Here is a 15,395-nt window from a genome sequence, read left to right as displayed (position 1 = left end):
ACAATGAGTCTATAGATGAAGAGGAATGTATACAAGTACGCAATTTTATTTGACGTATTTTGCAAGGGAGCAGATCCTATGTCTCGGCAGAAGAAGACTATCGTATGTCCACTTGGCGGGGATGGATTTGGAGGCAAATGGAAATTCTGGATATTGTATCATTTGCTCGGCGGCACCAGGCGTTTCGGCGCCTTGCAGCGGCTGCTGCCCGAGGTCAGTCGGCAGATGCTTACGATCCAGCTGCGTGAGTTAGAGCAGATCGGCCTCATTCAACGCCGGGTCTATGACCAGGCGCCCCCCAGAGTGGAGTATGCACTCACGGAACTGGGATGGAGCTTGAAGCCCCTGCTGTGCCAGATGGAGACATGGGGGAAGTGGTACAGTAAGCAGATCAGCCCACAGTACGATTGGCTTGTGAGCCTGGGAGGCAGATGGAAGCTCTGGATCTGGTATCATCTGCTTAGCGGACCCAAACGCTTCAGTGACGTGCAGCGGCTCCTTCCACAGGCGAGCCGGCAGGTACTCGCGCTCCAATTGCGCGAGCTAGAGCATATGGGGGTGCTTCACCATCAGGCCATGCCGGGCTCTCCCCGGAAAGTGTATCAACTTTCGGAGCCAGGACGACGCTCAGAGCCGATGCTGCGCCAGATGTATGCATGGGGACGATGGTGCTGCGAGCAGATCGGCATCAAGTATGAGTGGCCAGTACACGATGAAACAACCAAACGCTTGAACGACCAGGAAGAGAAATCAACACTCTTGCTATAGCTTGAACGAAAGGATCGCGGATGCGCATTGCATTGATCGCGGATATTCATGGGAACCTGGTCGCTCTTGAAACAGTGTTGCGAGAGTTGGCCCGAGAATCCATTCATCACATCATCTGCCTGGGAGATGTGGCGGCGCTGGGACCGCAGCCGCACGAGGTTATCGTGCGGCTGCGCCAGCTCGGCTGCCCGGTCGTGCTCGGTAACACGGACGCCTGGCTGATGGGAGATAGTGCGTCGGATACAAAGACGCTGCGCGCTATCACGCGCTGGTGCATAGAACAGTTGACACATGAGGATCGCGACTACCTGCGCTCATTTGTACCCTGGCTCGCGCTCCCTCTCGATGAGGGCCGCACCCTCCTCTGCTATCATGGCTCGCCGCGCTCGTTTGACGATGTGATCGCCGCCGTCACCCCCGAAGCGACGGTGGAGAAGATGCTGGCAGGTCACTCGGCGGCAGTGATGGTGGGCGGGCATACCCACATCCAGATGATGCGCCGCTATCGCGACGCTCACCTCGTCAATGTCGGCAGCATCGGCCTGCCCGGGGTCAATGCGGGTAGTCCAGAGCTACCGGACAACCAGCATGTGCGCTGGGCCGAATACGGCGTGCTGATCGTTGAACAGGGTCGCCTGAGCATCGACCTGCGCCGCATCCCGCTGGACCTGCCAGCGATATTAGCAGCCTGCCAGAACTCCACCATGCCCCACCAGGATTGGTGGCTGCAGAAATGGGACTCACACTAACGCTCCTGCCAGGCTGCCCGACACCTACCATTTAAAACGATGCCACAGAACGACGGGCAACGAATTGTCAGCAGTCACCAAATAGTGTATGCTTTGCATGGAGATTCGTCTTGTATGCTCATGTTCGGTATCTGGAATATCAATACCAGCAGCAATACCTTCGTTGTCAATACGTACCCGCACACTGGTTCATCTGGAAGGATCCCTCTCGAATAACAGTGGTCAGTGCCGGAGATCATCATGGAGCCAGCTCTTCACATTCGATTGCTCGGCGATTTTAATCTGATCTACAACGATCAGCAGGTAACCAGCCTCACCACCCTGCGCCTGCAATCTTTGCTGGCTTACCTGGTGCTGCACCACGATATTCCACAGCAGCGCCAGCATCTGGCATTCCTTTTCTGGCCCGATGCTACCGAGTCCCAGGCGCGCAATAACCTGCGGCAGCTGCTGCACCAGCTGCGCCAGGCCTTTCCGCCGGTCGATCACTTCCTCTCCACCGATATGCATATGCTGCACTGGCATCCCGCGACGCCCTTCTATCTCGATGTGGCGGAGTTCGAACACGCACTCGTGCTCGCGGACGCGCGGCACGATGACCAGCAGGCACTCCAGACCGCCCTTAAGCAGGCCGATGCCCTGTATCGCGGCGAGTTACTGCCCGGCTGCTATGATGAATGGATCGTGCCTGAGCGCGAGCGGCTGCGCCTGCGCCATCAGCAGGCGCTCGAACAGCTGCTCCAATTTCATGAAGATCAGGGGGACATAAGCGCCGCCATCCACTACGCTCAGCGCTTACTCGGACTCGATCCGCTCTCCGAAAGCCTCTATCGGCGCCTGATGCAGCTGTTCGCGCTCAATAACGATCGCGCCAGCGCGCTGCGCGTCTACCACACCTGCGTCACCACCTTACAGCAAGAGCTGGGGATCGATCCCGATCCGGCGACGCGCGCTGCCTATGAGCAACTCCTGCGGCAACAGACACCCACGAGGCAGATCAGCGTCCAGCAAGCATTATCCACCGCTCCTCCGCTGCTGATTGGGCGCACGCGCGAGTGGCAACAGCTGCACGATACCTGGCGTCGCGTCACCGCTGAAGGTCCTCACTTCGTGCTGGTGACCGGCGAGGCGGGCGTGGGCAAATCACGGTTAGCCGAGGAGTTCCTGCTGTGGGCGGGCCAGCAGGACGTGGTCACCGCGAAGGCGCGTTCCTATGCCGCGGAGGGACAGCTCTCGCTGGCGCCGGTTACGGAATGGCTCAGGAGCGAGGGGCTGCGCGCGCCGCTCAGGCAACTCGATCGGGTCTGGCTGACCGAGCTGGTACGGCTCCTGCCCGAACTGCTAGAGGAACAGCCGGGACTGCCGCGCTATGAGCCAGTGACCGAGTATGGGCAGCGCCTGCGCTTCTTCGAGGCGCTGGCTCGCGCCGTACTCCGCGCACGGCAGCCAATCGTGCTGCTGCTGGATGATCTGCAGTGGTGCGATCAAGAGACGCTGGCATGGCTGCATTTTCTGCTGCGCTTCGATCCCAGAACACGCCTGCTCATCGTTGGCTGCGCCCGCGAGGAAGAACTGCCGCCAGGCCATCCCCTGCATGCCTTCTTGCTGCATCTGCGCGCGAGCATGCCTGTGACAGAGATCCCACTTGAGCCGCTGGACGCGGCGGAGACGGCGAAGCTGGCCTCACAGGTAGCAAAACGTGAGCTGAACGTGGAGGAGGGGTTACGCTTATTCCATGAGACGGAGGGCTACCCGCTGTTCGTGGTCGAAACGGTACGGGCCAATCAGGGAAACGTACCGGCTGATCCAGTTGAGGCGCCTCACCCTGATAGGCAATCGCCGCTTGAGGGTACACAAACGCTTCCTCCTCGCGTGCACGCGGTACTCGTCGGACGCCTCTGGCAGCTCTCACCTTCAGCTCGCCGGCTGGTTGAACTGGCCGCAGCCATTGGGCGCGCATTCACGCTCGACCTCTTGTTAGCAGCAGGCAACACGGATAGCGAGGACACTGTGTGTGCACTGGATGAGCTCTGGCACAAGCGCATCGTGCGCGAGCATGGCACGAACACATATGATTTTACCCATGATAAGCTGCGCGAGGTAGCATACGCCGAGATCAGCGCGCCTCAGCGCCGCCTGCTCCATCACCGCATCGTGCAGGCGTTGGAGACCATCTCGGCTTCAGACTCCGATGCGCTTAGCGGTCAGATCGCGTGGCATTATGAGCGTGCGGGTATGATTGAGCAGGCGCTTCCTTGTTACCAGCGCGCGGCGGCCGTGGCGCAGCGTGTGTACGCGAATGAGGATGCCATCAGCCTGCTCGTGCACAGTCTGGAATTGCTCGCCCTCCTGCCCTCCGGCGCGAAGCGCCATCAGCAGGAACTGAGTCTGCAGCTGGCCCTGGCACCACTGTATCGAGTGACCAGGGGCTGGACCGCGCCGGAACTGGAAGGTGTTCTCGATCGCGCTCTGGCGCTGTGTGATATCATCGGCGCCGACACGCAACGGGCGCAGGCGCTGTATGGCTTACAATCGGTCTATGTCGTACAGGCCCGGCTGGGAAAAGTGCTGGAAACCTCTGATGAGTTGCATACCCTGTATCGGCGCTCGCTTGGCGCCGCGCCGCCGCTGTTCGCCGACATGATGCTGGCCGGGGTACGCATGCACATGGGCAGCATCAGTGAGGCCAGCGAGCAGCTTGCCAGGATCATCGCCACCGATGATCCCGATCAAATCCGCCATATTCAAGAATCGCAGGGATCAAATTATGCGGCGCACGCACGGGCCTGGCAATCGCATGCGCTGTGGTGCCTGGGCTATCCTCAGCAGGCGCTCAACTGTGGACTCGACGCCGTCAAGCTGGTGCAGGATCTGGATCAGCCGTTCAACCAGGCGCTGGTGGCGGCCTATCTGGCCCTGCTGCAGCAGTTGCGCGCCAGCAGCGCGATCACCGGAGAACAGGCCAGGCAGGCGCTGGCGCTCGCCACACAATACCAGGCTACCTACTATCGTAGCTGGGCCAGCATCCTGGTCAACCATGCACTGGCCAGCGAACAGCCCGATGAGGGGCATATCAGACACCTGCGTGATTCGATTAACGCCTTCAAAGCGCCGGGCGCTCGCCTGCGTCTGCCCTACTACCTCTCGCTGCTCGCGCAGGTCTATGGCAAAGCCGGGCGCGTGGAAGAGGGACTGGCAACCATCGATGAGGCGCTGGCGGAGGCGCACGCCCACAACGAGCGCTGGTGGGACGCCGAAATCCAGCGGCTGCGCGGCGAACTGCTGCGCACCCAGCACGCCGATGATAGCGAAGTCGAGGCGGCCTTCCTGCACTCAATCGATATCGCGCGGTCACAGCAGGCCCGCTCACTGGAGCTGCGCGCGACGATGAGCCTGGCGCGTCTGTGGAGCGATCGGCAGCGATCAGACGAGGCAAAGCACCAGCTTCAGAACATCTACAACTGGTTCAGCGAAGGGTTCGATACGCCGGATCTCCAGGCGGCCAGGCTACTCCTCACACGGTTATAGCCAGTCTATAACACACAGGGCCTCCAGATTAACGCTTTGCTAACGAGCCGGCATTATCCTTCATAGAGAAAACAACTTTTTCCCTCCTGCTACCAAACGGTGTCATAACACCCACGATGCTATGCTGGTTGTATCAAGAGTTGACACCCGGTCCGCTCCAGCAACATCGCAAATGAAGATCGTCGTAGGTGCCGGGCTTGCCCCGGCTTGGCTGCGAAGCGGCCCTGTGCCCGGGCGCGCACGTTCCACCAACGAGACCATCTTCCCCTCTCAAAGGTGGGCCAGCATGGTATGTTGAACGTATTGGGGCTTGTTCCGCTTTGTTTGAAACGGTACAGGCAGGCAAGGAGAAAAAGACGATGCAACAATATAACACAACCGTCACCCTGGAGGAGGCGGAGGTTCAAAAACTGGTAGCTCAACTGCGTGGCCCATTGCTGCGTCCCGGTGATGACGGCTACGAGCAGGCCCGCCATGTCTACAATGGTATGATCGACAAACATCCCGCGCTGATCGCGCGCTGCATGGATGTCGCGGACGTGATGGCCGCCGTCAACTTTGCGCGCGACCAGCAGTTGACACTGGCCGTGCGCGGTGGCGGCCACAACGGACCCGGCCTCGGCACCTGCGATGATGGCCTGGTTATCGATCTCTCACTTATGAAGGGGACCCGCGTCGATCCCGTGGGGCGTACGGTTCGCGTCGAGGGCGGCTGCACCTGGGGCGATGTGGATCATGCTACCCATCCCTTCGGACTGGCGACGCCCAGCGGCTTTATCTCAAGCACTGGCGTCGGTGGGCTGACCCTGGGCGGCGGTATCGGCTACCTCTCGCGCACATACGGTCTGACGATCGACAACCTGCTCGGCGTCGATATGGTACTCGCCGATGGCAGCTTCGTCACGGCCAACGCCGACGAGCATCCCGACCTGTTCTGGGCTATCCGGGGCGGCGGCGGCAATTTCGGCGTCGTCACCTCGTTTCTGTTCCAGCTACACCCCATCAGCACAGTCTATGGTGGACCAATGCTGTGGCCCTTTGAGCAGGCGAGCGAGGTCATGAAGTTCTGGTGCGACTTCATCGCCGATGCGCCCGAGGATATCAACGGCTGGTTCGCCTTTATCACCGTGCCGCCGGCGCCCCCATTCCCGGAACATCTTCACCTGCAGAAGATGTGCGCCATCGTCTGGTGCTTCAGCGGAGCACTGGAGGAGGCCGAAGCGGCCCTGCAGCCAATTCGCACCGCCATCCCACCGGCGGTAGATTTCGCCGGACCCATTCCCTGGCCGCAGCTGCAGACCCATTTCGACGCGCTCTATCCCAAAGGTCTGCAATGGTACTGGAAGACTGACTTCTTCAACAACCTGCCCGCTAAAGCCATCGATCTGCACGTAAAGTACGGCGCGCAACTGCCCACGATGCACTCGACCATGCACCTCTACCCGATCAACGGAGCGGCCCATCGCCCGGACCCGAATGATACCGCCTTCAGCTACCGCGACGCCAGCTTCGCCGAAGTCATCGTCGGCGTCGATCCCGATCCCAGCAACAATCAGCGCATGATCCAGTGGGCCAGAGACTACTGGATGGCCCTGCACCCCTACTCGGCTGGCGGAGGCTACATCAACATGATGATGGACGAAGGCACCGATACCGTACAATCAGCCTACCGCGACAACTACGCCCGGCTGACGCAGATCAAAGCCACATACGATCCGAGCAATCTGTTCCATGTCAACCAGAACATCAAGCCCGGCCAATAAACCAGGAATGTTACTGTAACGGCGACCTTCAATGGTCGCCCGGCCGCGAGCGCCAGCGATTGCGGCCCCGTACCCGCACGATACCGCTTCTCGTGGCGCCTACGCCGGCAAACGTGGTACCCGCGCGCGAACTTTCCACACGCGAACCCAAAAGCGAACGTTACTTATGGGCACCACGTTGGGCAAGATGTTATTCATGAGGGACCGAACCGGCCGGGAACGGGGGACCGCAATCGCTGGCGCTCGCGGTCCAGGCGACCATTGAAGGTCGCCGCTACACGGGCGTTTCGTGTTTGGGGCATTGATGCTGCTCACGACGTCCTCGTTTGCGCTGATACATTCTCTTTTCTTCTTACTTCCTTTACTGTGTCAACACCCACGTTTGATGTTATAAGGAGCCGATCACACGGAGCAATTGTCGTCGCTCCATGGGCTCATCGGCGATGGGTATGGGTAAAAGCTGCAGTTCATCCACACCATGCGCCAGCAGCTCGTGCAGACGATCGCGCACCGTCACCTCGTCGCCGCTGATCACAAGTTCCCGCGCCAGGGCCTGCAACGCGGCCTCATTGCCCTGCACAGCAGTAGCCCAACCAGCCTGAGCAAACATACGAGCGTGCGCGCCCGCCTGCGCCAGCTGCTGTATCAACCGCCGCACCGCGCTATTGACCGCCTCTTCATTCGTACTGAGGGCGACCGGTAAGCAGGCGATAATGGGAGGAGACGGACGCGACCTCTCTTCGGCTCCGGCGCGCAAGGCCGGCAATGCCTGCTCCAGCAGATAGGGAACGGGACACAGCGAGGCGAGAGCCCCATCCGCACCCTCACCCGCCAGTCGAAACGCTTTCAGGCCCAGCGCCGAGATCACCAGGGGCAGCGGAGCGGTGCGCGGCAAGGTATCGGTCACCTGGAAAAATTCCCCCTGGTAGTTGATCCTTCCCTCCCACAATACGCCGCGCAGCACCTCCAGGTACTCCTTGAGATAGCTCAGGGGCGCACTCTGTCGCAAACCATAGTGGCCCTCAAGGTACAGTGGATTGCCAGGGCCAATTCCTAAGCGCAGGCGCCCGGGGGCGAGATCATGCATGGCCAGCGCCTGCTGCGCCATCACCAGTGGATGGCGCGTAGGAGCAGGCACAATCGCGGTTCCCAGCATAATCTCTTCGGTCTGGACGGCGGCTGCCGCCAGCACAGTCAATACATCAGCGAAGCCCGCCCCTCCCATAGCCATCCAGGCCTGCCTTACGCCCGCCTGCTCAGCCTCACGTATCCTGCTAATCGCCTCAACGCTATCTCCCGCCTGAATGTATACTCCCACACGTTCCCGCAGCGTACGCGCACGCGCTGCGGGAACGTGCAATGGCTGGTTCACTTCATCTCTCTGCTGCATCATATTCTCCCGGCAGATCACTGCCATACAGTTTATCAACAATTCACTCGCATACCGGAAACCGGTATAGGGATAGTATGCTGTAACGCCTGTGCTTTAACCAGGAGTGTGTTGTATCATATGTCTGAACAGTGATAGCTTCCTCGCGAGCCTGCCCTCGCCGGAATAAAGGGAAAAGAGATGAGAGAAAGAGTTAAACGCCGCGCGGGGCTGGCCGATTTCTTACAGCATCGGCGCGCTCGTCTACAGCCAGAGCAGTTTAGCCTCCCGACCTTTCAACGACGGCGCACGCCTGGCCTCAGAAGAGAGGAGCTTGCCCAATTGGTGGGCGTGGGCGTCTCCTGGTACACCTGGCTGGAGCAGGGCCGCGATATACAGGTCTCCGACCAGGTGCTGGAGCGCCTGGCATCCATCCTGCAGCTCAACGCTCAGGAACGCCGCCACCTGTTTCGCCTGGCCCATGATCCACTTCCAGCACGCGATGAACCAGTCCACGAACAGCATATGCCGACCACAACCGCGCAAACTATTCTGGATGGCTTTGTTTATCCGGCACTGCTCTTCGATAAATACGTAAATGTGGTGGGATGGAATGAAAGCGCCCGGCGCGTCTTTGGCGATTATGCTACCCGCAGCGAGAGAGAGCGCAATGCTCTCTGGTTTCATTTCATGCATCCCTCCTCGCGCACCTTTCGCATCCACTGGGAACATGATACAAGAGCCTGCCTGGCCTCTCTGCACGCGACATACGATCGCTATCCCGATGATCCATGGCTCAACGAGCTGATCGCCGAGTTGCTGCGCGACAGCTCCGAGTTTCGTGCCTGGTGGTCCGAGCACGACATTATGCTGGATTGCAGCGGCCTCAACGAGATCAATCATCCCCTGGTTGGTCGCATGGCCCTGCACTCCACGGTGTTTCCCATGCCTGAACAGCCCGAACTACAGATGGTCGTCTATACGCCTCTGCCCCAGGAAGACTCCGCGGCAAAATTGAGGACATTAATGACTTAGGAGAGATTCATGGATGAGTTGACCAACACCGACATCATCGATGCCTACGCAAGCTATCCACAAGAACTGATCGAAGGCTTCGGCGACGAGGGAGACCTGACGCGCCAGCACCTTTTGAATCCAGCCATCTTCGAGCTGCTGGGCGATGTGCGGGGCAGGACCATCCTGGACGCCGGCTGTGGCCAGGGCTATCTCTGCCGACTTCTCGCCAGGGCTGGCGCCAGCGTGACAGGCGTTGAACCGGTGGAGAAGTTCTACACCTACGCCCGGCGCCGCGAACAGAGCGAGCAGCTTGGCATCCACTACATCCAGGCCGACCTCTCCACCTGGATCCCCACGCACAGCTTCGACTTTGTGATCGCCAACATGGTCCTGATGGACATCCCCGACTACGAGTCCGCGCTCAAAAACTGCGTGGCAGCCCTGCGTGATGGGGGTGGACTGATCTTCTCCCTCCTGCATCCCTGCTTTGAAGAACCGGGAGTGGCATGGAAGGAGAAGAGCTACGTCGAGGTGCGCGACTACTTCCGCCAGCGAGCCGTCCCACAGACCCATGGAGGCTACTTCATCCATCGCCCGCTCAGCACCTATCTCAACAGCGTCATCAATGCTGGCTGCGCCCTCCAGCGCATCATCGAACCCCGGCTAGATCAAGCGGTCGCCGAGCGCCACCACGCCGAGCGCTACGCATCCGTCCCCGGCTACATCATCATCTACGCCATCAAACAGCCGTTATGATGAGACACGCTGGTAGGAGTTTTGCAGGTCGTCCTGGATGACGTAGGCCTGGCCGCGGATGGGCAGGATGTATTCGTGGTCGAGCCGACGCACGCGATACTGCCAGCCAGCGGGCAGCTTTAGTCGGTCTCCCAGCGTTTTGAGATCCTCTTCCTTCAAAGTGGGATCGACTTTGAGGGAGTAGCTTTGCATGATGTAGGTTGTGCCATCGGGAGTTACCAGTTCATAGACCTCGCGACCTCTGTTGTACACATAGTCAGTGGTGCGCGCGACAGTGTTCTCGGTGTACGGCTTCTGCTTGAGTCCTCCCCGCACGGCACTGGCGAGCGGGATGCGTACGATGGCCATGCGCCGCATCTGCAGGCCGCCAAAGGTGGTGTGCTCCTGGCTGACGTCGGCGCTGCCGATCTGGTCCATCAAGAAGTAGCGCGGACCATTGAGGATGACAAAGCGGGCTTTGTGCTCCTTTTTGATCGCCTCGGGATCCAGTTGCCGCCACAGTTCGTCGGGACAGTCGTTGAGACCCAGCGTGTTGTAGACCGTGGCCTCCACGTGGCTCAGGTGGGGGCTGACCAGCAGAACCTCGCCGTAGCGCGCGCCGTGCATCTGCCCATGCATCTTCAGCTGCGGCTCAGCGGACTCCTCGGCCTGCTGCGGCAGAGGATTGGCGCGCATAAAGTTCACCACGCGGTCGGCCAGCACGGGACCGATGTCCTCCTGGATGAAGTGGCCGCCCGCCTCGAAGCGCTCGTGCGGCTGGCCCTGGGCTCCGGGAATATGACTGGTCATGCGCTGCTGATTCATGGTCGAGCCCATATTGTGGTCGTGCTCACCGGCCAGGAACAGGAACGGCTTCCGGTACTCTCCCAGCGCCTGCCAGGCGGGGACGTTCTGTTCCTCGATCGCCGCCACCATCGAGGGGAAGGTGCGCACCGCCGCCTTGTAGCTGATACTCGGATAGGGCGCGTCATAGGCGGCCTTCTCCGCGTCGCTCAGCGTATGCTGCGCCATGGAGGAGATGACCTGGCTCGGCGTGAAGTTGGGAGCGGTCAGCGCATAAATGATCCAGCGCTGGAAGAAGGTCTGCCAGCTGGCGGGTGAGAGATCGGCTGGCCGCGAGAAGTCGCCCAGATCACAGTTGACCTGCACCGGATTGGGCACGCCAAAGGGATTCATCCCCTGTGGGATCACAGGCAAGGTTCCATTGGCTACAATAATGCGGGCAAAGCATTCCGGCTGATCGCCGGCCACACGCAGACCGATCAGGCTACCCCAGTCCTGGCAGAACAGCGTGATCTCCTCCAGGTCGAGCAGGGCGATAAAGGTCTTGAGTCGTTGTACATGCTTCTCAAAGGTATGGAAGCTGAGGTCCAACGGCTTATCCGAGCGCCCCATCCCGATGTGATCGACGGCGATCACGCGATAGCTGGCGGCCACGATAGGCGGGATCATCTTGCGATAGAGATACGACCAGCTGGGCTGCCCGTGCAGCAGCAGTATGACCTCGGCGTCCCTCGGCCCCTCATCGACATAGTGCATGCGCAGACCCTCAACCATGGCATAGCGAGGCTCGAACGGAAAGTCTGGTAGATCGGTGAAGCGCTCCTCGAGCGTGCGCACAAAGCGAACGCCATTCTCCGTCTCATAAACGGTCAGCTCGCCCTCCTCCGGCATACACGCGGGCCGCGTCGGCGCCTCCTCCAGCCGCCAATCAGGATCGCCAGCCGGCTTTGTTAGATGTATAGAATTCATGATGCATATTCCTTTCCCTCAATAATGTTGACCCTACGTACCATCACCGCCACATATTAGGTTATTTACCCTAATTACTGCTCTAATTTTAGGTTAATAACCCTAATTTTGTCAAGGTCCTTGGGAGAGGAGCATACTTGTTCTTTTCTCGGTTAGATGGTATATCAAAATAAAGAGGCTACATATAACAATATCGTCGGTCAGCAATGAGGTGCGGGCCATACAAGAGCAAGGACAAAAGGAAAAGAGATGGATGAGCAGCGTCCACAAAGCGAGTTTACCAATGTAGATCGGGCCGAGGCCCCGCAGGAGTACGTGCGCTGCATGGACTTCCAGCACGAAGCACCCTTCGTCAAAGCATACAAGCAGCGCGCACGCCAGTTGTTGGAGATTACGCCCGGACAGCGGATTCTGGATGCTGGCTGCGGGACTGGTGAGGATACGCGCGCGCTGGCCCGGCTCACCGGCCCTGGCGGTCAGGTGACTGGCCTCGACTTTAGCCAGACCATGCTCGACAACGCGAAACTCCGAACAGGAGAATTATCCCTGCCCATCAACTTCATGCAAGGGGATCTCCACCAACTCCCCTTTGCCGACAACACCTTCGATCGCTGCTATTCCGATAAAACCTTCCAGCATCTACCACAGCCAGAACTCGCACTCTCCGAGCTGATTCGCGTTATCCGGCCCGGCGGCCGTCTGGTCATTGTGGATCCCGATCACGAGACCCATGTGCTCGACACGCCGTATCCAGAGGTCACGCGCCGCTTCTTCCACTTTCGTAGCTCCGGCATCCGTCAGCCAGATATCGCCCATCGCCAGTACGCGCTCTTCCAACAGCACGGCCTGCGCGATATCGTGGTCGAACCGCTGACCTGGATCACGACCGACTACCAGACCATCCAGCCGCTGGCGCGCTTCATCGAAGGTATGCGCCTGGCCCGGCAGCACGAAGTGGTCAGCGAGGAAGAGGCTAGCAAGTGGATCACCTACATGGAAGAGTCTATGCGCACAGGACGCTTCTTCCATGCCATGACCTACTTTATTACAGCCGGTCACAAATCCATCTAAGCGGGACGATACTACATGCTGGTGCGACAATTACCTGGTTGCATTCACTTTCGTGAAGTCCTGGTTGACAGCAGAACAGCCCTTGACAAAAAGAGTTTGAAACGGTAGATTCTATATGAAAACATACGCATACGTATGTTTGATGAAGGAATACATTTATGCAACTGACGAGGGATGATTGGATACAGGCGGGCCTGCGCGTCCTGGCGACTGCGGGCATCGACAGCGTAAAAATTGAGGCACTGGCGAAAGAGCTGCATATCAGCAAGGGCAGCTTCTATCATTACTGGCCCAATCGAGCGCAGTTCCTCGACGCGTTGCTGCTAGCCTGGGAGGTCGGCACCACACACAACGCCATCGATGCGCTGGAGAAGATCGCTTCTCCACATGAGCGCTTCCAGCGTCTATTCGAGGTGAGCTTCTCGGCCGATAAGAGCCTGGAAGCGGCCATCCATCATTGGGCCAACATCGATGTGGCGGTGGCCCGCCGTGTTGCCGCCGTCGAGCAGGTGCGTATGGCCTACATCACCAGGCTCCTCTGTGATATAGGCAAACCCTTTACGCAGGCCAGCCAGATTGCCCGCCTGTGCTACTTTGTCTATCTCGGTTGGATCGATTGGAGCCAGAGAAATGAGAATGTACCCGCCACCTTTGCCGAGATCCAGCGGCTCTTGTTGGCATTGAATGTAGCTGGTGAATAAACACATTTTTTTTAGTTTTAAAACATACGCAATCGTATGTTTTAAGTCAGGAAAGCCATGAAGAAAGGTGCATCATGAAGAAAGCCATCCTTATCATCGCTGCCATTGTGTTACTCGCGGGCATCATCCATATGGCGCTGACCCCCACTGATCTATGGTGCCTTGACCCTCAATGCTCTATGGTTCGCCAGCGGTGGCTTCTCCCTTATCCTGCTCGCATGTATCAACTACCTGGTCGTTACTAGTACGCCGCGCGGCAGCTTCTTCGCGCTCGGCTATATCAGCAATGTGCTGGGAGCCCTGCTGCTGGCTCTGGTCCTCTACTTCTTGCGCGCCCCTCATGTGGCGGTGATCCTGCTCCTGATCATCACTGAAGCCATTCTGCTCATACGCTTGCACACGATAACCGCCCGGGCAACACCGAACACATTAACGGCATCAAATCCTGTTCAGTAGAGCAGGCTGCGCTGAAGAAGGTGTAGCGCTCTGAGCGGGGTAAGGTCGATTATTCAGCCTTACCCCGCTCTTGCCTGTGAGCATACCATCGATCCATGTTGGAAAGATTCTGCGGAAAGAAGGGCGCAGCGGACCAGGTACGGTACTTTTCTGGCTCCTGGATGGTACTGAGATAATCAGTTGTCGGGCTATCCAGCCGGGCCTGCGTGACTAGCTGGCGCAGATCAACCAGATACTGCCGCATGATCCTGACATGCTCGCCCCTCCCCACCGGACCATGTCCAGGAATCACGTGTTGCAGCCCGAGTTTGTCCACTTGCTCAAGGATGGTGAGCCATTCGTCGGGATTGGCGATATTGGTGGAGGGATGAAAATCGACCTGCACGATATCAGCGGTGAAGGCGGTGGCGATCGATGGCAGGTACAGAATGGCATCGCTCGGGGTATGTCCGCCGCCAAAGGTGAGCAGTTCCGCCGTATAGCGGGCACCATGAAAGACCAGGCGCCGCTCAAAGGTGAGATCCGGCAACCGTAGTCGAAGCGTTGGCAGCGCGACCTCCATGGCCCGGTAGTCAGCGGCCAGCATGGCCCGATCGCGCCGCAGGCGCGGGTCCTGCCTATCCCCGACCACTTCTTCCTGGGAAGGTGGATGCACGCGGACCTCTTCGAGCATGGCGGGGAGTTGCTCGCTCATGAGCTCGTACGTTCTGGTGGTGGACACGATGATAGCGTCATCAAAGACCTGGTTGCCGAAGACATGATCGGCATGAAAGTGGCTGTTGATCACATAGGCGGGAGATCGACCGGTCAGGGTCTCGGCGGCCTCGCGCAGGCTCTGTGCCGCCGGAGGCGTGAAAAAGGTATCGAATACCAGCGTCTCGTCGCCCAGATCGACGATGCCCGCGTTGCCCCACGCACCCGTGCCGCCGCGCACAATCGCGGCATATACCCCCTCCGCCACCTGCTCAAGCTGAAAATACGGGGACGCAAAAGAAACTTCAGCAATATCCATGAAGAAAAATCCTTTCTTCTGGCCAGCTAAGGCCACCAAATCCATTGATCATTATATGTTTTGCTATCCTGTGCTTTCAATATAATTCCTCCGAACCTGTTCCTATTTTCAGAATGTGTCTTACCTCCTCTCACCCTGAGGGCACGTGAAAACCCCCGCACGCGCGTCCGCTGCGCGGCCGCGCTTGTTTTTGTGTTGGTGCAGTGCGTGCGCGGATGCGCACGCACTGCACCAACACACCATGGACTGTTGAGCACCGCTGGTGCTCAGGATTCCATTGTATGTTGGTGCATCGGGTGCGCGGATGCGCACCCGATGCACCAACATACCAAACCAATGCGGACGCGCGTGCGGGGGCACTCATGTGCCCCTATGGTGACGAGAGTCAGACACATTCTCAGCTCGACTTTGTACATTTTTCATTCTTTGGGCTAAGGAAGAATCTGGATCATC

The 15,395-nt window shown here is 58.9% G+C and carries 12 protein-coding genes; 9 read left to right on the top strand and 3 right to left on the bottom strand.

The window, feature by feature from the left end:
* The first annotated feature begins 78 nt into the window (after positions 1-78).
* The 4 genes from KTT_RS23320 (at position 79) to KTT_RS23305 (ending at position 6,808) form a co-directional block, all read left to right on the top strand.
* Entirely contained in the window at positions 79-768 is a 690-nt protein-coding gene (locus KTT_RS23320; protein WP_126598750.1) for a winged helix-turn-helix transcriptional regulator, read from the top strand.
* 20 nt (positions 769-788) lie between these two features.
* Positions 789-1,517 (top strand): metallophosphoesterase family protein, encoded by a 729-nt coding sequence (locus KTT_RS23315; protein ID WP_126598748.1) that lies wholly within the window; start codon positions 789-791, stop codon positions 1,515-1,517.
* 240 nt (positions 1,518-1,757) lie between these two features.
* Positions 1,758-5,045 carry an ATP-binding protein gene (locus KTT_RS23310; protein ID WP_126598746.1) on the top strand — a complete coding sequence of 1,096 codons (3,288 nt, stop codon included), beginning with the start codon at positions 1,758-1,760 and terminating at the stop codon, positions 5,043-5,045.
* Positions 5,046-5,404: 359 nt separating this feature from the next.
* The gene (locus KTT_RS23305; RefSeq protein ID WP_126598744.1) at positions 5,405-6,808 is read left to right on the top strand and encodes an FAD-binding oxidoreductase; all 1,404 of its coding nucleotides are present in this window, start codon (positions 5,405-5,407) and stop codon (positions 6,806-6,808) included.
* Between the two features lie 388 nt (positions 6,809-7,196).
* Here KTT_RS23305 and KTT_RS23300 read toward each other — a convergent pair whose 3' ends face one another.
* Complete coding sequence (locus KTT_RS23300; RefSeq protein WP_235845809.1) at positions 7,197-8,201, bottom strand: LLM class flavin-dependent oxidoreductase; 1,005 nt, start codon at positions 8,199-8,201, stop codon at positions 7,197-7,199.
* Positions 8,202-8,378: 177 nt separating this feature from the next.
* Here KTT_RS23300 and KTT_RS23295 point away from each other — a divergent pair, with 177 nt between their 5' ends.
* A complete protein-coding gene (locus KTT_RS23295; RefSeq protein ID WP_126598742.1) occupies positions 8,379-9,212 on the top strand; it encodes a helix-turn-helix transcriptional regulator in 834 nt (277 codons plus the stop codon).
* 9 nt (positions 9,213-9,221) lie between these two features.
* Entirely contained in the window at positions 9,222-9,950 is a 729-nt protein-coding gene (locus KTT_RS23290) for a class I SAM-dependent methyltransferase (RefSeq protein ID WP_126598740.1), read from the top strand.
* Here the strand turns inward: KTT_RS23290 and KTT_RS23285 are convergent.
* Positions 9,945-11,702, bottom strand: a complete 1,758-nt coding sequence (locus tag KTT_RS23285) for a haloalkane dehalogenase (protein ID WP_218030969.1) — start codon at positions 11,700-11,702, stop codon at positions 9,945-9,947. The two genes, KTT_RS23290 and KTT_RS23285, sit on opposite strands and share 6 nt — an antisense overlap.
* Before the next feature lie 249 nt (positions 11,703-11,951).
* Here KTT_RS23285 and KTT_RS23280 point away from each other — a divergent pair, with 249 nt between their 5' ends.
* The 3 genes from KTT_RS23280 to KTT_RS23270 all read left to right on the top strand — a co-directional run bounded on the left by KTT_RS23280 (position 11,952) and on the right by KTT_RS23270 (position 13,930).
* Complete coding sequence (locus KTT_RS23280) at positions 11,952-12,773, top strand: methyltransferase domain-containing protein (RefSeq protein ID WP_126598738.1); 822 nt, start codon at positions 11,952-11,954, stop codon at positions 12,771-12,773.
* Positions 12,774-12,931: 158 nt separating this feature from the next.
* On the top strand, positions 12,932-13,474 hold the full coding sequence (locus KTT_RS23275) for a TetR/AcrR family transcriptional regulator (RefSeq protein ID WP_126598736.1): 543 nt from the start codon (positions 12,932-12,934) through the stop codon (positions 13,472-13,474).
* Between the two features lie 162 nt (positions 13,475-13,636).
* Positions 13,637-13,930 (top strand): hypothetical protein, encoded by a 294-nt coding sequence (locus KTT_RS23270; RefSeq protein ID WP_126598735.1) that lies wholly within the window; start codon positions 13,637-13,639, stop codon positions 13,928-13,930.
* A 49-nt stretch (positions 13,931-13,979) separates the two neighbouring features.
* On the opposite strand, the gene KTT_RS23265 is transcribed toward KTT_RS23270, so the two are convergent.
* Complete coding sequence (locus KTT_RS23265; protein ID WP_160146075.1) at positions 13,980-14,942, bottom strand: MBL fold metallo-hydrolase; 963 nt, start codon at positions 14,940-14,942, stop codon at positions 13,980-13,982.
* Between the last annotated feature and the right edge of the window lie 453 nt (positions 14,943-15,395).

The organism is Dictyobacter aurantiacus (assembly GCF_003967515.1).
Lineage (GTDB): Bacteria > Chloroflexota > Ktedonobacteria > Ktedonobacterales > Ktedonobacteraceae > Dictyobacter > Dictyobacter aurantiacus.
This window is presented reverse-complemented; position numbering and strand designations above follow the sequence as displayed.